Source organism: Streptomyces herbicida (assembly GCF_032656585.1).
Classification (GTDB): Bacteria; Actinomycetota; Actinomycetes; order Streptomycetales; family Streptomycetaceae; genus Streptomyces; species Streptomyces herbicida.
The window spans coordinates 176,941-199,732 of the sequence record NZ_JAUYWJ010000005.1; the positions used below are offsets into that span (position 1 = coordinate 176,941).

Here is a 22,792-nt window from a genome sequence, read left to right on the forward strand (position 1 = left end):
GACGGACGATGCGGAATCCTGTGACCATGTCCCGCGATCACCTGCACTCCGCCGGACGCCCCGCCACCGGTGCCGGGGCGCCGTCCGGCGCCGCCGTCACACCCGACCCCGGCGCCGAGACGCCGTTCCTCGAACTGCTGGCGCGCGGCGCGCCGGCGGAGGCGTACGAGCAGCCGGTGCTGCTCGCCCGCGCCGAGGGCCGCCCGGCCGACCGGATCGCCGCGCTGGAGCGGGCCAGGCTCCTCGCCCTGCGGGTCCGCTCGGACCTGGAAGGACGCCGCCGTCGCGAGGCGGAGCTGTCCGCCCTCTTCGAAACCGCGCACGACCTGGCGGGCCTCAGAGACCTGGACGCGGTCCTGCAGGCGATCGTGCAGCGCGCCCGCTCGCTGCTCGGCACGGACGTCGCCTACCTCAGCCTCAACGACCCCGACCGGGGCGACACCTATATGCGGGTCACCGAGGGCTCGGTCGCGGCCCGCTTCCAGCAGCTGCGCCTGGGCATGGGGGAGGGGCTCGGCGGACTCGTCGCCCAGACGGCCCGGCCGTATGTCACCGACGACTACTTCAAGGACGCCCGCTTCCAGCACACACGCGCCATCGACGCGGGCGTGCGGGACGAGGGCCTGGTCGCCATTCTCGGCGTTCCTCTGATGCTCGGGCCCCATGTCATCGGTGTGCTGTTCGCCGCGGACCGGCGGGCCCGGGTCTTCGAACGGGAGCAGATCGCACTGCTCGGCTCCTTCGCCGCCCTCGCCGCGACCGCCATCGACACCGCGAACCTGCTCACCGAGACCCGCTCGGCGCTCGCCGGGCTGGAGCGCGCCAACGAGATCATCCGGGACCGCAGCGAGGTCATCGAACGCGCCTCGGACGTACACGACCGGCTCGCCGAACTCGTGCTGCGCGGCGGCGGAGTCCACGACGTCGCCGCCGCGGTGTCCCAAGTCCTCGCCGGAACCGTCGAGTTCGCCGAGGCGGACGCCACACCGCCGCAGGCGCTCGAGGCGTCCCGGGCCGAGGGCCACGCGGTGCGGCACGGGGACGACTGGATCGCCGCGGTGGCCGCGGGCGGTGAACTCCTCGGCTCCCTCGTGCTGCGCGGCCACCCGGGCCTGGACCCCGTCGACCAGCTCACCCTGGAACGCGCCGCGATGGTCACCTCGCTGCTCCTGCTCGCCCGCCGCTCCGCCGCCGAGGCCGAGCAGCGCGTCCGCGGTGAACTCCTCGACGACCTGCTCGACGCCCACGACCGCGACCCCCGCCTGCTGCGCGCCCGCGCAGCCCGGCTGCACGCCGACCTCGACGCCACCCATGTCGTCCTGGCCGCCCGGCTCGACGGCCCGGCGGCCGACGCCGAACAGGAGGCCGCCGCCCGCCGCAGGCTGTGGGCCGCGGCCTCCCACCTGGCCGCCACCCGGCACGGCCTGGCCGCGGCCCGCGACGGCGGCACCGTCCTGCTGCTGCCCCTCGGCCCCGGTGACACCGCCACCGAGGTGGCCCGGCGCACCGCGAGCCACCTCGGCACGGCCGTCCACGAACCGGTCACCGTGGGCGCCTCCGCCCCCGTCGCCGACCTCCTCGCACACCCCGACACCCTGGCCACCGCCTACGCCGAGGGTCGCCGCTGCCTCGACGCACTGCGCCTTCTGGGCCGCTCCGGAGACGGCGCCGCCGCCGAGGACTTCGGCTTCCTCGGCCTGCTCCTCGCGGGCGAGCGGGACGTCACCGGTTTCGTCGACCGCACCATCGGCCCGGTCGTGGCGTACGACGAACGGCGCGGTACGGACCTGCTGCGCACCCTCGACGCCTACTTCGCCTGCGGTATGAGCCCGGCCCGCACCAAGGACGAACTCCACGTCCACGTCAACACGGTCGCCCAGCGGCTGGAGCGTGTCTCCCGCCTCCTCGGCGAAGACTGGCAGGGCCCCGCCCGCGCCCTGGAGATCCAACTAGCCCTGCGTCTGCACCGGTTGGCGGCACCGGCACGGCACTGACCCCCGTACGGACGACCGTACGGGGGCCGGTGCGGGCGCAACCGGTCACCCGGTGGACGCACCCGACGCCGAGGCGCCGGCCGTCTCGGAACCGCCCATGGCCCCGGCCCCGGCTCCGTGCCCGGCCTCGATGTCGGCGAGGTCCCGGTGCCGGGTCTCCTGCGCCGCCCCCACGGCGATCAGCGTCAGCACGGCCGCTGCGATCACATACAGGGCGATCGGGGTCGAGCTGTCGTATTCGGAGAGCAGCGCGGTGGCGATGAGCGGCGCGGGGGCACCGGCCGCCACGGACGCGAACTGGGCGCCGATGGAAGCGCCGGAGTACCGCATCCGGGTCGCGAACATCTCGGAGAAGAAGGCGGCCTGCGGGGCGTACATCGCGCCGTGCAGCACGAGCCCCACGGTCACGGCGAGGACGAGGTTCGCGAACGTGGCCGTGTCGATGAGGGAGAAGAAGGGGAACATCCACAGGCCCACCCCGGCCGCGCCCAGCAGATAGACGGGACGGCGCCCGATCCGGTCGGACAGCGCGCCCCAGGCCGGAATGACCGCGAAGTGCACGGCCGAGCCGATGAGCACGGCGTTCAGCGCCGTCTGCTTGGAGACGCCGGCCGACGTGGTGGCGTAGACGAGTATGAACGCGGTGATGACGTAGTAGCTGATGTTCTCCGCCATGCGCGCGCCCATCGCCACGAGAACATCACGCCAGTGGTGCCGCAGGACGGAAACGATCGGCAGCTTCTCGGCACTCTGCGCGCGGTCCGCCCTGCGGGCCTCGGCCCGCTCCAACGCCTCCCGGAACACAGGTGATTCATCGACAGAGAGCCGAATCCACAAACCGACGACGACCAGCACACCGGAGAGCAGGAACGGGATCCGCCAGCCCCAGCTGCCGAAGGCGTCGTCCGACAGCACGGCGGTGAGCAGTGACAGCACGCCGGTCGCCAGGAGTTGCCCCGCCGGCGCCCCGGTCTGCGGCCACGAGGCCCAGAACCCCCGCCGCCGCGCGTCCCCGTGCTCGGACACCAGCAGCACCGCCCCGCCCCACTCACCGCCGAGCGCGAAGCCCTGGACGAGCCGGAGCGCGGTGAGCAGGACGGGGGCGGCGGCGCCGACGGTGGCGTGCGTGGGCAGCAGCCCGATCGCGAAGGTCGCGCCGCCCATCAGCAACAGGCTCAGTACCAGCAGCCTCTTGCGCCCCAGCCGGTCGCCGTAGTGCCCGAAGACTAGCGCGCCCAGCGGCCGCGCCGCGAAGCCGACCGCATACGTCAGGAACGACAGCAGCGTGCCGACGAGCGGGTCCGAGTCCGGGAAGAACAACTTGTTGAAGACCAGGGCGGCGGCCGAGCCGTAGAGGAAGAAGTCGTACCACTCGATGGTGGTGCCGATGAGGCTCGCGGCCACGATGCGCTTCAGATTGACGGGTGTCGGGGGAGCGGATGCTGCGGAGGCCATGTGCGCCACTTCCTCGTGTGCGGTGGGGACGGGTACGTGTCGGCACACCGTAGAAACATGCAGGTCAGGCGCACATGTGGCGGGACAACATAGTTCGAGGGTTGGCTATGCGTGCGGCCACCATGCCGGTTCACGGAGGGGCGGTTCAGGGCTCGAAGGCGGTCGAAACGAGTGCCGCCCGGGACGCGTAGTTCGGGGTGATTTGACGGTGCGGTGCTGACTCCCGTGCTGGTTTGGTGCTGACTATGATCTGGGTGCCGTACAGGGGGAAGACGAGACGGAGTTGAAGACGGCGTGACCACCGAGACCAAGGACCTCTACGTCGAAGACCATGGTCTACTCATCGACCCGATGCTCCAGGGCGTCATGGAGTTTCCCGAGCACTCCAGCATCACCAACAGCCTCATCGGCTTCCACAAGGACTTCGGCACCATCCTGACCGGCTTCGAACGCGGCTATCTCCGCATCACCGTCGAGATCCACGCCGAACAGGCCGCACTGGACACGGACGGCTGGGACGACGTCCTCGACATCTCCGCCGACTTCACCCGCGGCCAGGCCTTCGTCGCCAGTTACGACAAAGCATTCACCACCAACCTCGCATTCGACGGCGCCGGAACCTACCGGATCCGCACCCACGCACGGGGCCGCGCCGACGCCAAGAACGCCGCCCTGCCCCGCCAGCCCCGGCCCTCCAAGGCCAGCCCTCCCTCCGAGACATACCTCGTCCAGGTATGGAAGGCCCCCACCGCACCCGAGCAGATCCACAAGAGCAGCAACCACACCACCCTCCCAGCAGCCGACCACACCGGCCCCAGCACCTCGCCCTACCAGCCGGCCATCGACGCCCCCACAATCCATTCCGAGGGCGGCGCGATCGTCCTCGTCCGCACCTGCTCCACCGCTCCCCAGGCGTGGCACCGCCTGCAGGACTTCATCGACAACGGGTCCGAGGACGGCGGCGCCATCGACGTCACACCCATCGACAACACCGCCTACGACGGCCTGACCGAAGACCAGTTGCGCACCCTGATCGGCCGTGACGAGGACGACTGGCCCCACCACACCGTCCTTCTCATCGCCGACCAACAAGCCCTCGTTTCCCCCGACCTGCCGCTGCTCGCCGTCGACAACGCACCCGGTGAACCCGCACCGTCCTTCCGTATCCCGCGGCAGTACCTGGAGAGCTTCGTGGTCAACATGGACCTGGGAAACACCGACTTCGGTGAGTGGTCCCGGGACGCAGGTGACGACGGCATCTACCGAGAACCCGCCGAAGGCGCATAAGCGGGAAGCGACGCCGGCCCCACCTGATCGACGGCTGTCTGCCGCCCACCGGCTGGGGGGCGCGGTCCTCGCAGATGTCGACGTACGGAACTCCGGCGCGAACCGCTGCCACGCAGCGGACCGAGCGGGTGCGTGCCGGCGCCGTCGAGGGCCTGGAACGGGCCCGCGCGGTGTACGACCGCGACCGCGTCATCCAGGAGGTCGCCCAGCCGCTCCGGAGCGTCGCGGACCTCGACGCGCGGGATGGCCGTGACGTGGATGACATGGGCGGCGGTCATTCCGTGTCTGTGACGTCTCCGACCCCGACGTCAAGCGTGCGCACCCATGCGGCGCTGCCGGTGCTGCGGGGCCGCGGTGGAGGGGAGATTGCGGCGACCGCGTCCCTGGCGTCCCTGGCGGAAGGGCCAAGGCGGCCGACGGGGCGAACTGGACGGCCCTCTTGGGATGAGCGAGGCCCACATGGAGCGGCTCGCAGCGAAGGGGCCGCTGGAGTTGCTGCGCCCGCCGCACCTCCACCATGCGCCCGTCCCCGAGACCGGAGACGGGCGCTACGCCAAAGGGGCGTCCGTTCAGCCGGACACCGAGGGGGAAGTCACCTCAGCACCTTCTGCCGGACGACGATGTGGCCGGCGTCGGGGTTGAGGCTTCCGCCGAGGCGGCGGAAGGCTCCGTCGGTCAGGTCCAGGCACAGAGGTACCTCCTTCGTGCGCTTGAAGGTGCCCCGGTCGTTGATGCGCACGACCAAGGACTTGCCGTTCGCCACGTTCGTGACCTTCACCTTCGTGCCGAACGGCAGCTGTGGCCTGCGGGTCAGCGAAGTCGCCGCGGTATTCTTGCTGTTGTCGAAGATGTCGCCGTTGGACGTCTGGCTGCCGGCGGGTATCGGGCCGTAGTGCGTCGCCCAGCACGTCTTCCTGTGAGCCTGCGCCGATTTGGGTGCGGCCGAACTCGCCGGAGCGAGCGCCACCGTCGCGGTCAGCGCGGCGACGCCGGCCGCGAGTGAGACGTGCAGGATCCGCTTGCTCATGTATGTGCCTCATTTCCCTTGTCGTTGAATCGGGGCGGGGAGCGAATGGCTGTGTTTCCGTTCAGCCCGCAGCGCGGTAGGCGGCGCCCACCCGGTTCGCCTTCGCTCCGTGGTAAAGACCGGTTTCGTCACCGCGGTTCGTAGAGAGGGTGAACCACGCATACCGTTTGACGTACGGCAGTTGCTGCAGCATGGCCGTCGACTTCTTCACGAACGCGGCCTGCTGCGCCTTTGTCGGATACCGCGGGGTGCCGGAAGAGAAGTCGGTCAGCGCGTACTCGGTGAGCCAGATCGGTTTCTTGTAGCGCTGGTGCACGGCCTGGAGATAACTGCGCAACTGACCCGTCGCACGGCGGGCGTTGAAGTCCGCGCCGTACCAGTGCAGGGGGATGAAATCGACCCTGTAGTGGCGGGCGGCGGCGCCCTTCATGAACCGGTCCAGCCAGCCACCGGTGACATCGCCACCGGTGGCCACCGCGGGGGCGCCGAGCCGCATATTCGTCGACTGCAGCCGGGGCCACAGTTCCAGCGCCCGATGCACGGTCATGTGTGCCTGATCCGGCCTGTCGGGCTCATTGAAGCCGAGCAAGGTGCTGCCCTGCTTCTTGGCCCGGTCGAGCTCTGCCCCGGTCACCGAGTCCGCGTCATGGATCATGGGCACGAACTCGACGCCGCGCGGAGGCTTGATCCGGCCCTTGCCCGAGGACCAGGTGTAGAACCAGCCGGCCTTCACATCGGCCAGCGCCTTGTTGACACCCTGGAACTCCCAGGCACTGATGCCCTTCTTCTTCGCAGTGGCCGTGGACACGCCGCTGTGGCGGCCGACCGCGAGCGCGGTGGACCCGCCCTGACCGCCGACCACAAGCACGGCCGACAGCACGAGCAGCAGGGCGAGGGCGCGTGTTTTTCGCATGACGTCTCCAAGCGGCTTACCGGCGCTACGAGGCGCCGACATATGACGGCGAAACAGGAGGCCACGGTGGGCCAGGAAGGCACGGGGCATCGGGAGGGCACGGAGCATGTCGTCGCGCCGCCGAGGAATCGCGGACGTCAGCAGCTGAGGTGCCGACCCGGGCTGACGTGGAGCATCTTGGTGAACTTCTGGTACTTCGCGATCCGGTCCTGCACCTCGGCCGGATTGCCGCCGTTGCATTCGATGCCGCCGTTGATGCTGCGGATCGTCTCGCCGAAACCGCCGCTCCTGACCATCGCGTGGTGCGACGTCATGGTGCCCGGGCCGGACTGGGTCATCCAGTACCAGAGCGCCAGCTTCCACGTGACGGCGGAGTTCTTCGCCGCGAGGTTCGGGTGGTGCAGCAGGTCGACGTGGAACGCGTCGCCGGCGGCCTTGTAGTTGTAGTTCCAGCTGATCTGGAGCGGGCCGCGGCCGTGGTACGCGGACTGGCCGGCCGGGCAGCCGTACGGCTCGTCGGCGCAGTAGGTCGGCCATGCGGCCTTGTTCTGCTCGTTGATGTAGATCAGCCCGCTGGTCTCGTGGCTGACGTTCGCGAGGAATGCGGCAGCCTCACGCTTCCTGGTCTTGGCATCGCCCGTGTGCGCGAAGGCAGGGAACGCCTTCATTGCCTTGACCAGGCCCTGGTAGCTGTAGAGCTTCTTGTGCTTCGGGAACATCTTGTTGTACTGCGCCTTGCTGACGACGAAGCCGCCCCGGTGTTCTGCGGCCGAGGCCGTGGTGGCGGTCAGATTGATCGCTGTGATCGCTATCAGAACGGCGGTGAGCACGGCCTGGACAGCGCGAAGTTTTCGCATACGGGAAACTCCTCGGAGTAAAGGTGGGCCCCTCAATGGGCATCCGGCGATGAAGCTACCTGCGGACGCCCGGCGGAAATGGTCAAAAATTGCTGAGGGACCGGCAGTTGTTGCTCGACGTCCGAGAGCAACAGTCGCCATGGCGATGCCCGCGGCGGGTTGCGGCATCCGCTGCAGCGCGGAGCACCTCACGTCGGAAACCACCTCTGCATTCCGGCGGTGTCACGTGGATTCTGCGTCACCGGCAGGGGAACGCTCCGCGATTTCAGTGCCATCGACATGGAATCCGCCGACCGCGCCGGCAACCTCAAGCCGCCGCACGGCAAGCTCATGAAGGCGCGCATCGCCTACAACGCGGGGGGACCGCTCGGTACGCACCAAGTGAAGATCCACGAGCTCACCGACGCCCGGATCCGCGCCTCGGACCGGGTCGGAGACGAATGGCCGGCGTCGCCGACGCATACCGGAGAAGGTCGCCTTCTGCCCGGACCCGGGCAACCCGCCATACCGCCTCGCTCGGTGCGGGCCACCGCGCCGAGTTGATCGCGGCTCTCAGTCCAGCGACTCCCGTGGGGCGGTACTGCTTCGCCGGTCGTATGTGCCCCTTGCCGCCAGGACCTCGTCCATGTGCTGAATCGACCAGTTCTTCAACGCTTTCAACGGCTCACGCAGCGTCGCCCCGAGCTCGGTGATCTCGTACTCGACCCGGGGTGGAATCTCCGGATGGACGGTCCGCCGGACCAGACCGTCGCGCTCCAGCGTGCGAAGAGTCTGGGTGAGCATCTTCTCGCTCACGCCGTCCAGTTTCCGGCGCAGTTCGGTGTAACGCCTGGTGCCCGACTCCGCGAGCTCCCCGAGGACGAGCACGGTCCATTTGTCGCCGATGCGATCGAGGACCTCACGTGACGGACAGCCACTGGCGTACGGATCCCAGTCACTTCGCGGCGCTTTCGCCATGCCCGCGTTCTCCCTCGGCAGCGGAGGTCGCTCTCCAGCAGAGAGCTACCCGACCAAAAGGTGCCTACTTCCAAGAAGATAGCCGGTCATGTCTACTGCGGTGAAGGGGCCGACCAGGCCCTTCGGTTCGCAACGCATCAGAGGTACACAAAGCATGAGTGACAGACCGTCCTTCGACGTCGTCGTGGCCGGTGGAGGCGCCGCGGGCATCGCCGCCGTGCCGCGAGGAGGTGACGATCGACGAGGTGCTGAGCGGCCGTAAGCGGCCCGCCGACTCGATCGCACGCTGCGGCTGGCCGATCGAGGACCACGCGGCTCCCGGGGTGACCCGCTACCGCTCGATCGCGGGCAACGGCCGGTACGACATCCCCTACGGTGCCATCGCTTCCGCCGACACGGACAACCTGTGGGTAGCGGACGGCTGACGGCCGCGGACAACGGTGCCTACGCCTCCCTGCGTGTCACGGGCACGGCGTTCGCGACCGGGCACGCCGCCGGCGTCGCCGCCGCGCACTACGCCGACGGTCGACGACACGACATCGGCGCCGTACGTGCGGAACTTCGCCGCCAAGGCGCCTTGATCTGACCGCTTGTCAAGCGTCTGAACTGCACACTCTCCAATGGAGAGCTACCTAACTGAAAAGTGGTCACTTCCCAGAAGGGAGCTCCTCGGATCTACTTCTGGCGAGGCGTTCAAGCCCTCTCGTAACTACGTGAACTACTTGACCAGGAGAAGGACATGTCGATTGCCGTCACCGGAGCGACAGGCCGGCTCGGCCGGCTCGTCGTCGAGGACCTGCTGCGCCGCGGAGTGGCGCCGCACGACATCATCGCCACCGGGCGGGACGTGAACCGGATGACCGGGTTGGCCGAACAGGGCGTCCAGGTACGGCGGGCCGACTTCGCCGACCCCGGCAGCCTCACGGAGGCGTTCAAGGGGGCACGGAAGGTTCTGCTCGTCTCGACGAGTACCGTCGGCGAGCGGCTCGGCAACCACACCCGCGCCATCGACGCGGCCAGGGAAGCCGGCGCCGAACTGATCGTCTACACCAGCACGCTCAACGCGCGCACCGCCGACATGCTGCTCGCCGAGGCCCATGCGAAGACGGAGCAGTACCTACGCGACAGCGGCGTGCCCTTCGTCGTCCTCCGTAACGGCTGGTACTTGGAGAACTACACGTCACAGTTCCCGCTGTACCTGGAGACCGGAGTCGTGCCCGGCAGTGCCGGCAGCGGCCGGGTCAGCGCCGCCGCGCGGCGCGACTACGCCGAAGCCGCGGCCGCTGTCCTGACCTCCGAGGGACATGCGGGCCGTGTGTACGAGCTCGGCGGGGACACCGCCTTCACGCTCGCGGAGCTGGCCGCCGCGCTGTCCGGCGCCACGGGCCAGGAGGTCGTCTACAGCGACCTTCCCGCCGAGCAGTACCGGGGCGCTCTGCTCGACGCCGGACTGCCCGCCGAACTGGCCGCGGTCCTGGCCGACTCGGACCTCGGCCTCAGCCGCGGCGAGCTCTTCACCGATGCCCCGGACCTGCGCCGCCTGATCGGCCGGCCCACGACCAGCCTCACCGAGGCACTTGCGGGCGCCCTCGGCTCCTGACGTGGCGCAGCCGGCCGACCCGGTGTCCGCACGCCAGCGGCACCGGGTCGGCCGGAACTCCCGACTCGCCACAGGATTTCCCCAAAGTCGGTTCCTACGGTGCGGGCGCACCCGCCAAGGCCCGTTGAGAAGTCACCCGGAAGGACCGACCAGATGCCAGACCGCTCTGCACACCACCGAGAACAGCTGGCCGGGCGCCTCGCCGAGTGCCGTGCGTCCATGTTCGTCGGGCGGGACGACGTCCTGGCGGTCTTCCGGTCCGCTGTCGCCGCTGCCGGTCCCGATCAGGAGGCCGTGATCTTCGTGCACGGGCCCGGCGGCACGGGCAAGTCCACGCTTCTGCAACGCTTCGCCGACGAGGCGCGCGGCGCGGGTCGCCGCGTGTTACAGGTGAACGCCCGGGACATGGAGCCCTCCCGCCAGGCCTTCGAGACCCGCGCCGGAGATGTGCTCGATCTCCCGGAAGCAGTGCTGATCGTCGACAACTTCGAGCACTGCCAGGGCCTGGAGCCCTGGCTCGCCCACGAGTTCCTGCCGCGTCTTCCGGTCGGCGCCCTGGTGGTACTGGCGAGCAGGAACGCGCCCTGTACGCACTGGCGCAAGGACCTCGGCTGGTCCACCGCCCTTCATGTGGCCCGGCTGTCCGACCTACGGGACGCTGAGGCCCGCGAGCTGCTACGCAGGATGCGGGTACGCCCGTCCGTGCACGACACGTTGATCGAACTCACCCATGGCCACCCCCTCGCACTGCGCCTGGCAGCGCAGATCGCGCAGCGCGCCGACGTCGGGACCATGACGTGGGAGTGGAACCACTCCGTCCTGCGGCAGCTCGTCGAATGCCTCGTAGGTGATGCCCCGTCTCCGGCACACCGGCACGCGCTCGAGGTGTGCGCACACGGTCTGACGACGACCGAGGGCCTGCTGCGGGCCACGCTCGGCGAGGAGGCACCAGCCCTGTTCGCCTGGTTGCGACGTCAGCCCTACGTGGAGTCCGGCCGGCTCGGCCTGTCCCCGCACAGCCTGGTCCGGGAGATCCTCGACGCCGATCTGCGCTGGCGCGATCCAGCCGGATACCAGCGGATGCACGAGAGGATGAGCCGGCATCTCCTCGACGAGGCCGAGGCGGCCACCGGTTCCGACGTACTTCCCGCGGTCCTGGCCGCGACCTATCTGCACCGTCACAACGGCTTTGTCTCGCGTTTCCTGACCTGGGAGACAGAGAGCGGGATCTACGAGGACGCCTGCCGTCTCTCCGACCGTGCGGAGGTCCTGCGCCTGATCGAGGCGGCCGAGGGACCCGCGTCCGCCCGTGTCGCCGAGCTGTGGCTGGACACCCAGCCGAGTGCCTTCCGCGTGTACCGCTCGGCCGATTCCTCCGCGCCCGTGGCCGTGATGGCCTGGCTGCGGCTGACACCGGACCTGGCCGACACCGTCGCCCGGGACCCTGTTACGGCCGCCGCGTGGGAGCATCTGAGGTCACGACGGCCGCTGCGGGACCATGAGCATTTCGCCGTCGCCCGGTTCATGGTGGCCTCCGGCACCTACCAGCACCCCTCGGCGAGCATGGACCTGATGATCCACCGATGCGTGGCGCAGTTCCTCCACTCCGAGCATCTCGCCTGGTCCTTCATCTCGCTGGCGAGCGGCCCCTTCTGGGCCGAGTTCATGGAGTACCTCGACCAACGGATGGTGCGGGACGTGATATCGGTGGGCGCGCGGCGCTTCACGCTGTACGCGCACGACTGGAGAGTCGTCACCCGCAAGCGGTGGACGCAGGTCGGTGCCTCCATCGAACTGGCCGGTCCCGGGGCCAAGCCGAAACCCCGTCCTCATGAGGGCGCCGGGGTCATGACCGTCCTGAGCCGCGAGGAGTTCGACAAGGCGGTCCTCGACGCGCTCGACTCGCGGCACCGGCAGGGCGGCCTCGCGGCCAGTCCGCTGACCCGGACCAGGATGGTGGCCGACCGGGGCGACGACGACCCGGTGGTCTCGCTGCGGGCCCTGCTCACGGAGGCTGTCGCCGCGCTGCGCGCGGATCCTCGGGCGGAGAAGTACCACCGAGCCGTGGACATGCGGTTCCTGCGGGGCGCTCCGACGCGGGAAGCGGCTGCCGAGAGGCTGGGACTGTCCGTGAGTACCTACCAACGTCACCTGAAGCGCGGGCTGGAGCGTGTGCTCGAGCATCTGTGGGATCGGGAACTGCTGGGCAGGGATGCCGAGACGCAGGCCTGCTGACGGGAAGCCGCAGGGGCACGGGAAGCCGCCGCCGGTCGGCGGTGCGGCCCTTTCCCTCCGGTGATCCCAGTCGTGGAACGCCCTCGGTGTCCGGCTGCAGCAGTGCCACGGCGCCCAGGGCGGCGCTCATCCTGCCGAGTTTCGCCGCGCGCAGCCTCGGCGGCACCCGCGCGCCCGGCATGGGCCCGAGGCCCAGTTCCCGCTCGATCGGCTCCATCACGGCCCGGCCCACTTCGGCGAGTTCACCGCCGACCACGATGACGCGCGGATCGATGGTGCTGGACAGCGTGGCGAGTGCCCTGCCGATCCGCGCACCGGCTCCTGCGAGAACCGCGCGGGCCGTGCGGTCACCCGCATCCAGCGCGGTCACCAGTTCCGGCAGATTCCTCGCGGCCCCGCCTGCGGCGCGAAAGGCGTCGAGTACGGCTCCGACCGCGGCCACCGTCTCCAGGCATCCAGCACCGCCACAGCCGCAGGCCGGCCCTTCCGGATCCACTTTTATGTGACCGAAATCCCCCGCCAGTCCGTAGGCGCCGCGGTGCAACGTGCCGTCCACGAGGAGGCCACCGCCGACGCCGTGCGAGAGCTGCAGGTACAGCACGTCGCGTTCTCCCGCGGCCGCGCCCCACTTCGACTCGGCCAACGCCGCAAGACGGGTGTTGCTGTCCAACTGCACCGGAGCGCCGAAGCGCTCCCGCACCAGCGCCGCCACCGTGCCGTGCTCCCCGGCGTCCGGCAGGCCGGCACCCGGCGCGGCCACGGGCCCGCTCACCCCGATGGCGATCGCGCTCGGCCCGCCCGGTCGTGGTGTCCCTCCCGCCAGCGTCCCCACCAGGCGGTACGCCATGTCGACGCGGTCCTTCCACGGCGCTCCGGGCTCGTGCTGCTCACCCGCCGTCCCGATGACCTCGTGAGTGATGCTCGCGGTCGCCACGCGCACCGCCTGCTGCGCGAAGTCGATGCCGACGACCTGACCGGCCGCCGGATTCAGAGCCAGCTTCTCCACGGGACGCCCTCGCTTGCGCTGGGCCACTTCCGGGACCGAGACCGTGACGGTGCCCTCCTCCACCAGGGCGACCACGATGTCGTAGAGCGTGGTTCGGGACAGTCCGATCAAGGCGATCAGTTCGTGCCGGGACAGCGGACCATGGAGGCGCAGGAGGCGCAGGACAAGTTCCTCGTGTTTCTTGCGAATAGGCAGCACTGGATCTTCCTGTTTTGTACCAACGACCTTGCTCAGGACGGGAATTGACGTCATGGCATGCGTAAGAGGTACACAGGTGTGCGGGTCACCCTCCAGATCAGGACCGGGTCACTTTCGGGTCAGCACAGCCGGCCCGGCGAATTTCGGCCCCGACGGATTTCCGCGGAGGGCCATGGACCATGAATGGAGTGAAGTCTTGTCAGTTTCCCGATAGCTGGCGACTGCGCCGGCGTCCGCGGTTCCTGTCGCCGCATCGATGCAGAAGACCGTCGTCAAGCTGACCAACGCCGAACGCAGGAAGGCCGGTTGCCCGGCACTCGAGGTCAGGCCCGCACTGCACGAGGCCGGGCAACGCCACACGGCGGACATGGCGAGGAACGACTACGTCGGCCACACCGGTTCGAACGGCAGCACCCTGGGGGACAGGGTCGAGACGGCGGGCTACACGGCTGGAGCTCGCTCGCGGAGAACGTCGCCGCCGGCCGCGCCACCGCCGCCGACGTGGTCAGGTCATGGATGAAGTCGCCGGGTCACCGGGCGAACATCCTCAACTGCTCGCTCAGGCACATAGGCGTCGGCTACGTGAAGAAGGCCGACTCCGCCAACCGCCCCAACTGGACCCAGGACTTCGGCGCGAAGTTCTGAGCCGTCACGTCAGGCCCGGCACGACCACCATGGCCGTGCCGGGCCTGCTCGTTGCGCTGACTCGGCGCGCAACTGCCCCGTACCGTCCCGCCCTTCTTCGGCCTGGCCGCCCCGCGGGAGGGGGTCCGCGGGGCGGCCGGCTCGGGGAGCAGGGGCAGGGGGTCAGCCCCTGCTCGCCTTTCGGTAGAGATTCTTGGCCTCGTTGCCGAGGCGGGGATGGAATTCCGTGGTGCCGTTGCCGACGCTGATGTTGCCGACGAGGTAGCCGGAGCCGGTGGCCTCCTTGAAGCCGGCGAGGAAACCTCCGCCGCTGGCACCGAAGGACTGCACGCAGTCGATGCCCCACATCGTGGACCCGGGACGCGTGGTGTCGGCGTGCTCCTTGCCCCGGCAGTGGTTGAGCCGCTCGCCGTTGCCCTCGGCAGGGGTGCCCCCGTAGCCGAAGGAATGGACATGGCGCCCGGTCGCGGAGTTGAACCTGATGCCCTGCGCGCCCACGGTGCCGGCCAGTGTCCGGCCGTCGATCTTGCGCATACGGGCGAAGGCGAAGTCCCAGTTGTCCCTGCTGTTCGAGGTGACGTACCGCTTGAGGTGGAAGAGCCTCTGCGCGGTGAAGGTGCCGAAGGGGCGCCTGCCATGGGAATAGCCGGGAATGAACACCCACTTGCGGTAGCCCTGGCCGGTCGCGGGGTCGACCACGCAGTGCGCCGCGGTGAGGACGAGGGACCTGTTCCTGCTGCCTGCGACGGTGGCGGAGCAGGCGAACGTGGCGCCGGCGGCGTTCTGGAAGAACGCCTTGCCCGATGTCTTCCGGATCAGTCCGCCGCGCTTCCAGGGGGTGGGCGAGGAGGCGAGGGCGGAGACCTGGTCGGGGCCTGCGGCGCGGCCGTCGTCGGATGCCGAAGCGGGAGCCGGGATCGGGGGGACGGTCAGCTCGGGGCCGTCGTCGGCCGGAGCGGATGACGGGGCGACGGCCCCTCCGGTGGCGGCCGCGACCGTGACGTCCTCGGCGGCGCGCAGACGTGCGGTGGTCCAGAACTCCAGGGCTGCGTCCTGTTCCTGGCCCGAGAAGGAGGTGATCTGGGTGTCGTCCTGGTGGGGTGCGGGCTCGGCGTGCGCGGGGCTGAGCGCCCAGCCCATGGCGCAGAGCGTGAGTGCGCTCACGAGCACGGCGGTGCGTGTCATGTGTGTGGGATTCCTCATCTGTTCGGATCGGCCGGCCGGAGCGACTACCAGAAAGTGACGACGAAGCCATTGCACTTGTGGCACTGACGCATCGTCCTGTTGCCGGTCTCCGTGTCCTGCTTGGACCAGGCGTACGCCTTCGGGCAGCGCTCCTTGACGGCATTGCTGTAGGCGCTGGGAGTGTCACGACTGGGGTTCACGCACAGCACCACCTTCCCGGCCGAGTTGTGCACCCGATCGGCCTTCGGGCAGTAAGGCAGCAGGTTCTTCTTGCAGCCCTGCTTCGAGCACGGCCCGTTCTCGGTGACTTTCTCGGCGCGCTTGGGCGCGATGGTGACGGGCAGTGAGAAGGCGTTGACGTAACTGACGTCGTACCAGGGCGCGTCGCGGTCCTTCTTGTCGAAGTTGAATTCCGCCAGGCTGACTGGTTGTTCGCCCGTCACACAGCGCCGGGCGAATTTCCCGCAGTCGCCGACGGCACAATGGAACGTACTCCCCGACTTGCCCGAACACCCCTGGCGGGCGAAGAACTTGCCGCGCCAGTGATGGGGCGCGGTGTTCTCCGGGATCGTCACGATCGCCGACTGCCCGGGTCTGAGCATGGGCAGCGTCTTCAGGTTCTTCGAATTGCCGTCAGGCTCGCCCTTGTTGACGGTGCTGCCGATCCACAGCTTCTTTCCGGACCGGTTGACGAACGTCACCGTGTGGGGATCCGCTGCCGCACCGGCCTCGGACGAGGTGACGGCGGTGGGCGCGGCGCGGGATTCGTCGGCCACAGCGGTGTGCGCGACGCCCGCAGCCGCGACGACCGGCGTGAGACACAGCACGGCCGCGAGGAACAACTCACGGAACCTCTTCACCTGGTGCTCCCTCGATGGTCGTTCATCTGGTACTCCCTTGGGGTGGCGCGGTTCAGAACGACGTCAGCGTCAGGTGCAGGTGCTGGGGCCTGGTGTCCTGGATGTAGGAGGCCCAGTCGGCGACGTCGTCGAAGGCGAAGCCGTAGGCCTTGCCGTTGGTGGTCGCGGCGTGGATGGCCTTGGCGTAGTGGTTGGTGACGGCGGTGTCGTAGAAGGCGGCCGCGCGGGTGGTGGGCTGCTTGCGGTGACTCACCAGCGTCGAGCGGTTGAACCCGGCGCCCAGGACGGCGGCCACGGGACCGGTGATCCCGTCGTTGGGGGCGGCGAGCGCACCGTCGCAGAAGAGCACGTCACGGGTGGAGGGCTTGGCGAAGGACACCGATGCCGGGCCGGTGAACGTGAGCCTGTGGTCCTTCACCCGGCCGGTGAAGGTGCCGGCATTCGTCCTGACGACGAGGTGCTTGCTCCGGTAGGTGTCCCAGACCCTGTCGATGTAGGGGTCGAAGTAGTGCTGGGGAAACCGGTCGATGTCGAGGCCGTGGCTCGGGGCGATGACGCGCCGGTCCCCCACGACGAGGCGCGAGAAGTCCGGGTTGTTCTTCAGGGCCCGGAAGACCCGGGCGCGGCTGCCGTCGCGCAGCCTGCCGGTGCTGTGATCCTTCGCTCCGCTCAGCCGGATCATCATCGGCACGCTGAACATGTCGACCATAGTGGTGTTGCAGAACATGCCGGACGCGTTGTGGGTGAACTCCACGAAGTCGTGCAGCACGGGGTAGTTGGGGTCGGACTCCACCCAGCCCGCAGGGTGCTGCAAGGCGGCCTTGCCGTCCCCGCCCATGACGGCCTTGAACTTCAGCTTGCGGCCCAGTGCCACGTAGATGCGACCGGACATGAACGGCAGCCGCAGCGTGGTCTTCCCTCGGGCGGCCAGGGGGATGGCGTAGTCGGTGAAGCCGTTGTCGTGGTTGTCGGAAAGCCTGACGGGCTCCACGGTGCCGCGCCGGGTGACCCGCACCTGCCGGTCTCCCTTGGTGCCCACGATGTACAGATGGACGGAGTGGTTGGCGAACTCGCCGCTGTGGTTGACGACCGTCAGCGGCAGCCCGCGAGCGGCCTCGGCGGCCAGGTCACCGTCGGCGTCGGCGAAGGCGCGCGGGGCGGCGCAGACAATCGCTGATCCGGCCACGGCGGCACCGGCCATCGAGGCGAGCAGCCGGCGGCGTGTGACCAGGTGGGAGTCGAGCGAGGTCATGCAGGGTTCCTCTCCATACGGCGTGCGTGACGGAAAGCCGGTGGCGAACGGGCGCGCGTACCACGTCTCTTGGGACCCGGCGGGTACGGACACCGGCGGGGAAGGACGTTACGCAGCGTGAATTTTTCCGCCAAGGGGTGACAGAAATGACATGCCGAGAAACGGTGAGGGTCGCGTCACGCCCGCTCGGCCGTCGCACCGGAAGCTCACAGAATTCCCACAAAAAGGCCCTCTAGCTTCCTCGCGCCACAAGACGACGGAGTCACCTCCGTCCCAGCGCCACAGCTGTTGTCAAAGAGGGGACACACCTTCCGAATGTTGACCGAGATGACGCGGTCCTCCGCCTCGACCGGCATGCCGCGACCCCACACCCCGCCGTCCCGGTCGCGCACCGGACACGAGGCCCTGTTGCTGCGCCTGTTGCGCGAGCACGGTCCGCTGACACGAGGAGAGTTAGGGACCCTGAGCGGCCTGTCCCGCACCACGCTCTACGACGTCGTCGGAGCGCTCACGGACAACGGCACCGTCCTCGCCTCGGTACCCGGGGCGGTCCGGCGCAAGAGGGGCCGCCCGGCGGAGGTGCTGGCCCTGAATCCCGAGGCCGGCCAGATGCTCGGCATCGAATTCGCACCGCGGGCGGTGCGGGTGGCCGCGATGGACGCGGCGCACGAGGTCGTCGGCACCGCGGGTGAGCCGCACGGCCCGGACACCCCGTGGCAGGCCCGTGTCGACGTCGCGTGGCGGCTGGCGGACCGGCTGACGGGCGGGGCGCTGCGATCGGGCGCCCTGAGCGGCATCGGCGTGGGGGTGGTCGGACCGGTCGCCTTGCCGGAGCGCGGCTTGCTGGGGGCGCCTGGGTACAACACCGTTTCGGCGCTGGTGCGCGAGCGCTTCGGGGCACAGACGCTGATCGACAACAACACCCGGCTGGCGGCGTTGGCCGAGACGATCTGGGGCGCGGCCGCGGGTGAACAGAACGTGCTGTACCTGCGGTTGTCGCACGGCGTCGGCGGCGGTCTCGTGGTGGCCGGCACACTGCACCGCGGCGCTCACGGGGTCTCCGGGGAGTTCGGCCACATCTCCGTGGACCCGGAAGGTGCGCCCTGCGCGTGTGGAGGGACCGGGTGCCTGGAGACGGTGGCCTCAGTGGGGGCCGTGCTGGAGGCCTACCGTATCGCGGGGGGAGCGGCAGCGGATGTGCCGGAGCTGATGGCCGCCCTGGAGTCGGGCGACCGGGCCGCGCATACGGTTCTCGCGCGGACCGGCGCGCACGTCGGCAGGGTGCTGGCCGATGTGTGCCATGCCGTGGGACCGGACGTGATCGTCCTGGGCGGTGAGCTGGTCGATGCCGGTCCGGCCCTCATGGAGCCGATCGAACGCAAGCTGGACACGACTGTGGTGCGCGGCGCGTGCCGTCCGCTGCGGGTGCGTCCGGCCGGACTGGGTGATTCCGGCAGTGCCCTCGGCGCCGTCGCCCTGCTCCGGGCACATGAACCACAGGGTGCCCGGGCTGCAGGGGACAGCCCGGGCACCCTTGGTGTGACGCGGTGACGTCAGTTGTTCGTGCAGCGGATGGCCGGGGAGCGGACGGGTTACGGGTGTCCGGCGCTCCAGCAGCCGTCGCCACGGCAGTCCTGCAGACGGATCAGCGCATCATGCAGCTCCGCGAGGCGGGTCCTGCCCAACCGGCCCGCGATGTTGTGCAACTCGTCGGGGTCGGTGCGGAGGTCGTAGTACTCCTTCGCGCCACTGGCGTACTCGACGTAGGTGTAGGAATTGGTGCGCATGGCGTGGTAATTCGGTGGGCTGATGCTCTCCCCGCCGTGGTTGTCGGGGTCGCCCGGGGACTGGTCGGCGTGGCGGTGCTCGATCAGGTTGGCCGTGCGCCAGCCCGCGTCCGGTCCGCCGTCCAGGAGCGGGAGCAGGCTGTGTCCGTCCGCCCGGGACGACGCCGCGGCGCCGCCGATCCTCTGGAAGGTGGGTGCGAAGTCGATGTTCGACACCTGGGCACTGCTTGTGCTTCCGGCCGCGACACGGGGACCGGCGATGACCAGCGGTACCCGGACGTCGGTGTCGAAGGCCGTCTGCTTCCCCGCCTTGAGCCGGTACTCACCCAGGTGGAAGCCGTTGTCGGAGCTGAAGACGACGTAGGTGTTGTCGGCGACGCCGGCCCTGGTCAGGGTGGAGCGCAGTTCGCCGACCATCTTGTCGACCGCCTGGAGCGACCGCGCGCGCTTGCGGAACTTCTTGTCGATCGTGTTCTTCTCACGCTGGGTCAGCCGGTGCTGCCTGGCCAGCCACGGCGGCGCGTTGGTCGGCAGCTTGTCGAAGGCGGGGCCGGTCGGCGCCTTCAGGCCGGGGAAGTCGTGCTTGTCCCGACGGGCCGGAGTGGACGGCCCGTGCGGCGTGAAGAGGGCGACCTCCAGCAGGAACGGCTTGTTCGCCGCCGCGGACTTCTTGATGAACGACTGGCCCTTCTTGCTGAGCACGTCGGTCAGATAGTCCTTGGTCCTGTTGCCGTGCGGTTCGATCCTGTGGTTGTGGGCGAGCTTGTAGTTGTACCCCTTGTAGCCGCCGCCGACGACGTCCCACTGGCTCCAGCCCGGCGGCACGTACGGCTGCTGGCCGTCGACCGTGGCTTTGGGGTCGTACCCGTTGAGGTACTTGCCCATCATCGCGGTCCGGTAGCCCTTGGCCCGCAGGGCCGTGGCGAAGGTGTCCCGCTCCAGTCCGTTGTTGTGGAAGGCGTCGAAACCACCGTTCGGTCCGTCGTTGCCGAGGACTCCGGTGTTGTGCGGGTAGCGACCGGTGAAGATGGACGAACGGGATGGGCAGCAGAGCGAGTTGCTGACTACGTAGTCGCTGAACGTCATGCCCTGCGACTGCAGTTTGCGCACCTGCGGCATGTACGGCAGGAGGTTCGAGGACATGTCGTCGGTGAGCACGAAGACGATGTTCGGCCGTTTCGCCGCGGTCGCGGCCGGCTGCGTGATGGGGGGCGAGACGGGAGTCGTGGTGGCGGCGCCGGTCGTCGCCGCGCTCACTCCGCTCTGGGCGGCGAATACAAGCGCCACCACGCCGACTATCCGTGTCAGCAATTGACGAGTGCGAATCATGGAGCCAGCGTGTCAGCGTGATTCTACGTCGGTCAATATCCGATTGCGCCCGGACGAATTATTCCGGCGCCGAGGTGAATTAATCCGGCACGAGCCGCCTTGCGACCGCTTCCGCTGCGCGTGCATTGTCGATGCAGTACCTGCGTCAAGAGTTGTAGGGAACCGATGAGAGGAAACCGGGCGTTGGAGGTGACCAACGGGGTGGGCGGCGGAACGTGGCACTGTCTTCACGTGTGGAAGCGTACGTTTCAGAGGGGTGTCCACACTGTCCATCTGCCGTCGTCGCAAGGAATCACGCTGAACGCTCACGTGAGCGGTCTTCTGGGAATTCGCGGAAACCTCGGCAGAGTTGCCCGCAAAGAGACGTTCCCGCTGCCTGACGACGTGTGCATCATTCCTCCGGGGACGAGCCGGACACTGATCGTCGCACCGAAGGGGGACGAGCCCGCGACGATCGCCTCCCTGACCGTCGGGGTCGAGACACTGCACCGTTTCATCGGCGAGGAGGACCTGCAGTCACGCGTTTCCCAACTGCGGGACAGATATCCGGCAGTGCGGTTCGACCCGGTCCTCGCGGCGATGGTGAAGGCGGTCGCGGCCGCGAGCGAGATCGGTGCGGACGACCTGTACGCGCAGTCGGCGGCACAGTTCATCGCCGCCCATGTACTTTCGCCGCACACTGCCGGTTCGGCGAAGTCGGCCGGTGCGCTGAGTCCCCGGCAACTGGAGACGATTCTCACCTACATGCGGGAGAACCTCGGGCAACCCGTCTCGGTCGACGACCTGGCGTCCCTGGTCTCCTTCAGCCGTTTCCACTTCGTACGCTGTTTCAAGGCCACGACCGGATCCACCCCGTATCGCTACCTCACCGAACTGCGGATCGATCTGGCGCGCAAGTATCTGGAGAGCGGCAGCGACACGATCGCCCGCATAGGTCAGCGCTGCGGTTTCTCCGGTTCGGAGCACTTCTCGCGGAGCTTCCACCGCATCATGGGCTGCACGCCGTCGCAGTATCGGGCGATGCGCGCCTGAGGCCGCTCGCGGCTCACATCCGATGACGAGAGGTTGCGTGTTCAAGAGTGCAAAGGACCTGCCATGAGTGCTGAATTGCGGGACGCTCCCGCGGCCGCCCGCGATGAGGAACTCGCGGACTTTCTCGTCGCGGCGCGGCGAGCCGGGCTGTTTGCGATGACCGTCCCGCGCCGCGCCGGGGGTGTCGGAGCCGGTCTGCGGGCCCAGGTGCGGGTGATCGCCGAACTCGGGCAGGAATGCCCCTCCACGGCATGGATCGCCGCGCTGTCCGCCGCCTTGAAGAGCGTGTGCTCGCCGCTGTTCCCCGAGGAGGCCCGAGAGGTTCTGTTCGCCGACCCCGACGCGATCGTCTGCGGTTCCACCACGCCCTTGGGGGCCAGGAGCGAGCAGACCGGTTACGGCTTCAGCATCTCAGGTCGGTGGCAGGCCGCCGCCGGTTGCGAGCACTCTGCGTGGGCGGTCCTGGCGGCCCCCGTGCACGTGAAGGGTCAACTCCTCGTGCCATGCCCGGTGTTGGTCTCCACCAGAGACCTCACCGTGGAGCGAACCGGGCCCACCACCGGCATGGCCGGGACCGGCACGCACACTCTCGTGGCCCAGGACGTGGTGGTGCCCACCGCGCACGTGGTGCTCCCCAGAACCGAAGCAGACGGCGAACCCGACGCCCCCGTCGCTTCGACAGCGCTGCTCGGCATGGTCGTCGTCATGCTCGCCCCGCTGCTCGGGGCGGCACGCGGCGCGCGGCGCGCGATGGAGGCGGGGCCGGCCGGCGGCAAGTCCTCGTCGGCAGCCGCCGGTCGGCGACCGGCCGGTTCCCCGCTCCCCCGCGAGCGGCTCACCGCTGCCGACCGTCTCGTCGACTCGGCGACACGACGAACCCTGCGCGTGGCGGGCGTTCTTGATGCCCTGGGCACGTCCGCCTCCCTCCCGTCGCAGGAACAGACCCTGTTGCGGGCGGAGTTGCTGGCCGTGGCACAGGAGTGCCGGGAAGCCGTGGAGCCGCTGCTGGATCTGCACAGCGCGGGCGGCTTTGCTCCGGACCTCTCGCTGCGGCGCTTCCGGAGCGACGTGGCGGTCGTCACGCGCCACCCGCAGTTCGATCCCCACACCGTCGCGGAGGACTACGGTCGGGTTCTGTTCGGTCCGGGGCCAGGGGCCGTACCGATGCTGTGA

The 22,792-nt window shown here is 69.2% G+C and carries 17 protein-coding genes and 3 pseudogenes; 10 read left to right on the plus strand and 10 right to left on the minus strand.

Translation table 11 applies throughout. The features are described 5' to 3' along the window. Positions 1 to 26: 26 nt before the first annotated feature. Positions 27 to 1,994 carry a helix-turn-helix domain-containing protein gene (locus tag Q8A52_RS13085; protein WP_316751336.1) on the plus strand — a complete coding sequence of 656 codons (1,968 nt, stop codon included), beginning with the start codon at positions 27 to 29 and terminating at the stop codon, positions 1,992 to 1,994. Between the two features lie 45 nt (positions 1,995 to 2,039). On the opposite strand, the gene Q8A52_RS13090 is transcribed toward Q8A52_RS13085, so the two are convergent. Further along, positions 2,040 to 3,449 carry an MFS transporter gene (locus Q8A52_RS13090; RefSeq protein ID WP_316751338.1) on the minus strand — a complete coding sequence of 470 codons (1,410 nt, stop codon included), beginning with the start codon at positions 3,447 to 3,449 and terminating at the stop codon, positions 2,040 to 2,042. 294 nt (positions 3,450 to 3,743) lie between these two features. On the opposite strand from Q8A52_RS13090, the gene Q8A52_RS13095 reads away from it, so the two are divergent. Then, positions 3,744 to 4,736: a DUF6924 domain-containing protein gene (locus tag Q8A52_RS13095; protein ID WP_316751340.1), complete on the plus strand. Its 993-nt coding sequence runs from the start codon at positions 3,744 to 3,746 to the stop codon at positions 4,734 to 4,736. 592 nt (positions 4,737 to 5,328) lie between these two features. On the opposite strand, the gene Q8A52_RS13100 is transcribed toward Q8A52_RS13095, so the two are convergent. From Q8A52_RS13100 to Q8A52_RS13110, 3 genes are all read right to left on the minus strand, one after another. Next, the gene (locus Q8A52_RS13100; protein ID WP_316751342.1) at positions 5,329 to 5,763 is read right to left on the minus strand and encodes a septal ring lytic transglycosylase RlpA family protein; all 435 of its coding nucleotides are present in this window, start codon (positions 5,761 to 5,763) and stop codon (positions 5,329 to 5,331) included. A gap of 61 nt (positions 5,764 to 5,824) precedes the next feature. Further along, positions 5,825 to 6,766, minus strand: coding sequence for a glycoside hydrolase family protein (locus Q8A52_RS13105; protein ID WP_316751344.1), 942 nt, complete (start codon positions 6,764 to 6,766; stop codon positions 5,825 to 5,827). Between the two features lie 47 nt (positions 6,767 to 6,813). Beyond that, on the minus strand, positions 6,814 to 7,533 hold the full coding sequence (locus Q8A52_RS13110) for a chitinase (RefSeq protein WP_316751346.1): 720 nt from the start codon (positions 7,531 to 7,533) through the stop codon (positions 6,814 to 6,816). 279 nt (positions 7,534 to 7,812) lie between these two features. Between Q8A52_RS13110 and Q8A52_RS13115 the strand changes: the two genes are divergently transcribed. Beyond that, positions 7,813 to 8,076 carry a hypothetical protein gene (locus Q8A52_RS13115; RefSeq protein ID WP_316751348.1) on the plus strand — a complete coding sequence of 88 codons (264 nt, stop codon included), beginning with the start codon at positions 7,813 to 7,815 and terminating at the stop codon, positions 8,074 to 8,076. 9 nt (positions 8,077 to 8,085) lie between these two features. On the opposite strand, the gene Q8A52_RS13120 is transcribed toward Q8A52_RS13115, so the two are convergent. Next, on the minus strand, positions 8,086 to 8,490 hold the full coding sequence (locus Q8A52_RS13120; protein WP_316751350.1) for a winged helix-turn-helix transcriptional regulator: 405 nt from the start codon (positions 8,488 to 8,490) through the stop codon (positions 8,086 to 8,088). Between the two features lie 245 nt (positions 8,491 to 8,735). On the opposite strand from Q8A52_RS13120, the pseudogene Q8A52_RS48920 reads away from it, so the two are divergent. From Q8A52_RS48920 to Q8A52_RS13140, 3 genes and pseudogenes are all read left to right on the plus strand, one after another. Continuing rightward, a pseudogene (locus Q8A52_RS48920) lies at positions 8,736 to 9,076 on the plus strand (FAD-dependent oxidoreductase). A 153-nt stretch (positions 9,077 to 9,229) separates the two neighbouring features. Beyond that, the gene (locus Q8A52_RS13135; protein ID WP_316751355.1) at positions 9,230 to 10,090 is read left to right on the plus strand and encodes an SDR family oxidoreductase; all 861 of its coding nucleotides are present in this window, start codon (positions 9,230 to 9,232) and stop codon (positions 10,088 to 10,090) included. 153 nt (positions 10,091 to 10,243) lie between these two features. After that, positions 10,244 to 12,325: an AAA family ATPase gene (locus Q8A52_RS13140; RefSeq protein WP_316751357.1), complete on the plus strand. Its 2,082-nt coding sequence runs from the start codon at positions 10,244 to 10,246 to the stop codon at positions 12,323 to 12,325. 154 nt (positions 12,326 to 12,479) lie between these two features. Here the strand turns inward: Q8A52_RS13140 and Q8A52_RS13145 are convergent. After that, positions 12,480 to 13,583: pseudogene (locus Q8A52_RS13145) on the minus strand (ROK family protein); the annotation flags it as partial. Between the two features lie 202 nt (positions 13,584 to 13,785). Between Q8A52_RS13145 and Q8A52_RS13150 the strand changes: the two are divergent. Continuing rightward, positions 13,786 to 14,174 (plus strand): annotated as a pseudogene (locus Q8A52_RS13150) (CAP domain-containing protein). A 162-nt stretch (positions 14,175 to 14,336) separates the two neighbouring features. On the opposite strand, the gene Q8A52_RS13155 reads toward Q8A52_RS13150, so the two are convergent. The 3 genes from Q8A52_RS13155 to Q8A52_RS13165 are packed head-to-tail and all read right to left on the minus strand — an operon-like array spanning position 14,337 to position 17,471. Then, positions 14,337 to 15,359, minus strand: coding sequence for a trypsin-like serine peptidase (locus Q8A52_RS13155; RefSeq protein WP_316751361.1), 1,023 nt, complete (start codon positions 15,357 to 15,359; stop codon positions 14,337 to 14,339). Positions 15,360 to 15,403: 44 nt separating this feature from the next. Continuing rightward, a complete protein-coding gene (locus tag Q8A52_RS13160) occupies positions 15,404 to 16,219 on the minus strand; it encodes a thaumatin family protein (protein ID WP_316751364.1) in 816 nt (271 codons plus the stop codon). A gap of 52 nt (positions 16,220 to 16,271) precedes the next feature. Then, on the minus strand, positions 16,272 to 17,471 hold the full coding sequence (locus Q8A52_RS13165; RefSeq protein ID WP_316751367.1) for a beta-1,3-glucanase family protein: 1,200 nt from the start codon (positions 17,469 to 17,471) through the stop codon (positions 16,272 to 16,274). 327 nt (positions 17,472 to 17,798) lie between these two features. Here Q8A52_RS13165 and Q8A52_RS13170 point away from each other — a divergent pair, with 327 nt between their 5' ends. Continuing rightward, a complete protein-coding gene (locus tag Q8A52_RS13170) occupies positions 17,799 to 19,022 on the plus strand; it encodes an ROK family transcriptional regulator (protein WP_316751368.1) in 1,224 nt (407 codons plus the stop codon). A gap of 41 nt (positions 19,023 to 19,063) precedes the next feature. Here Q8A52_RS13170 and Q8A52_RS13175 read toward each other — a convergent pair whose 3' ends face one another. Continuing rightward, the gene (locus Q8A52_RS13175) at positions 19,064 to 20,587 is read right to left on the minus strand and encodes a sulfatase family protein (RefSeq protein ID WP_316751370.1); all 1,524 of its coding nucleotides are present in this window, start codon (positions 20,585 to 20,587) and stop codon (positions 19,064 to 19,066) included. A 384-nt stretch (positions 20,588 to 20,971) separates the two neighbouring features. Between Q8A52_RS13175 and Q8A52_RS13180 the strand changes: the two genes are divergently transcribed. Continuing rightward, positions 20,972 to 21,619 carry an AraC family transcriptional regulator gene (locus Q8A52_RS13180; RefSeq protein WP_316751372.1) on the plus strand — a complete coding sequence of 216 codons (648 nt, stop codon included), beginning with the start codon at positions 20,972 to 20,974 and terminating at the stop codon, positions 21,617 to 21,619. Positions 21,620 to 21,682: 63 nt separating this feature from the next. Continuing rightward, positions 21,683 to 22,792 carry an acyl-CoA dehydrogenase family protein gene (locus Q8A52_RS13185; RefSeq protein WP_316751374.1) on the plus strand — a complete coding sequence of 370 codons (1,110 nt, stop codon included), beginning with the start codon at positions 21,683 to 21,685 and terminating at the stop codon, positions 22,790 to 22,792.

Bases quoted from the DNA above. Each gene is read 5' to 3' on its own strand.
- Q8A52_RS13085 (WP_316751336.1), top strand. From the start codon at position 27: ATGTCCCGCGATCACCTGCACTCCGCCGGACGCCCCGCCACCGGTGCC.
- Q8A52_RS13090 (WP_316751338.1), bottom strand. From the start codon at position 3,449: ATGGCCTCCGCAGCATCCGCTCCCCCGACACCCGTCAATCTGAAGCGC.
- Q8A52_RS13100 (WP_316751342.1), bottom strand. From the start codon at position 5,763: ATGAGCAAGCGGATCCTGCACGTCTCACTCGCGGCCGGCGTCGCCGCG.
- Q8A52_RS13105 (WP_316751344.1), bottom strand. From the start codon at position 6,766: ATGCCCCGTGCCTTCCTGGCCCACCGTGGCCTCCTGTTTCGCCGTCAT.
- Q8A52_RS13110 (WP_316751346.1), bottom strand. From the start codon at position 7,533: ATGCGAAAACTTCGCGCTGTCCAGGCCGTGCTCACCGCCGTTCTGATA.
- Q8A52_RS13115 (WP_316751348.1), top strand. From the start codon at position 7,813: ATGGAATCCGCCGACCGCGCCGGCAACCTCAAGCCGCCGCACGGCAAG.
- Q8A52_RS13120 (WP_316751350.1), bottom strand. From the start codon at position 8,490: ATGGCGAAAGCGCCGCGAAGTGACTGGGATCCGTACGCCAGTGGCTGT.
- Q8A52_RS13135 (WP_316751355.1), top strand. From the start codon at position 9,230: ATGTCGATTGCCGTCACCGGAGCGACAGGCCGGCTCGGCCGGCTCGTC.
- Q8A52_RS13140 (WP_316751357.1), top strand. From the start codon at position 10,244: ATGCCAGACCGCTCTGCACACCACCGAGAACAGCTGGCCGGGCGCCTC.
- Q8A52_RS13155 (WP_316751361.1), bottom strand. From the start codon at position 15,359: ATGACACGCACCGCCGTGCTCGTGAGCGCACTCACGCTCTGCGCCATG.
- Q8A52_RS13165 (WP_316751367.1), bottom strand. From the start codon at position 17,471: ATGACCTCGCTCGACTCCCACCTGGTCACACGCCGCCGGCTGCTCGCC.
- Q8A52_RS13170 (WP_316751368.1), top strand. From the start codon at position 17,799: ATGACGCGGTCCTCCGCCTCGACCGGCATGCCGCGACCCCACACCCCG.
- Q8A52_RS13175 (WP_316751370.1), bottom strand. From the start codon at position 20,587: ATGATTCGCACTCGTCAATTGCTGACACGGATAGTCGGCGTGGTGGCG.
- Q8A52_RS13185 (WP_316751374.1), top strand. From the start codon at position 21,683: ATGAGTGCTGAATTGCGGGACGCTCCCGCGGCCGCCCGCGATGAGGAA.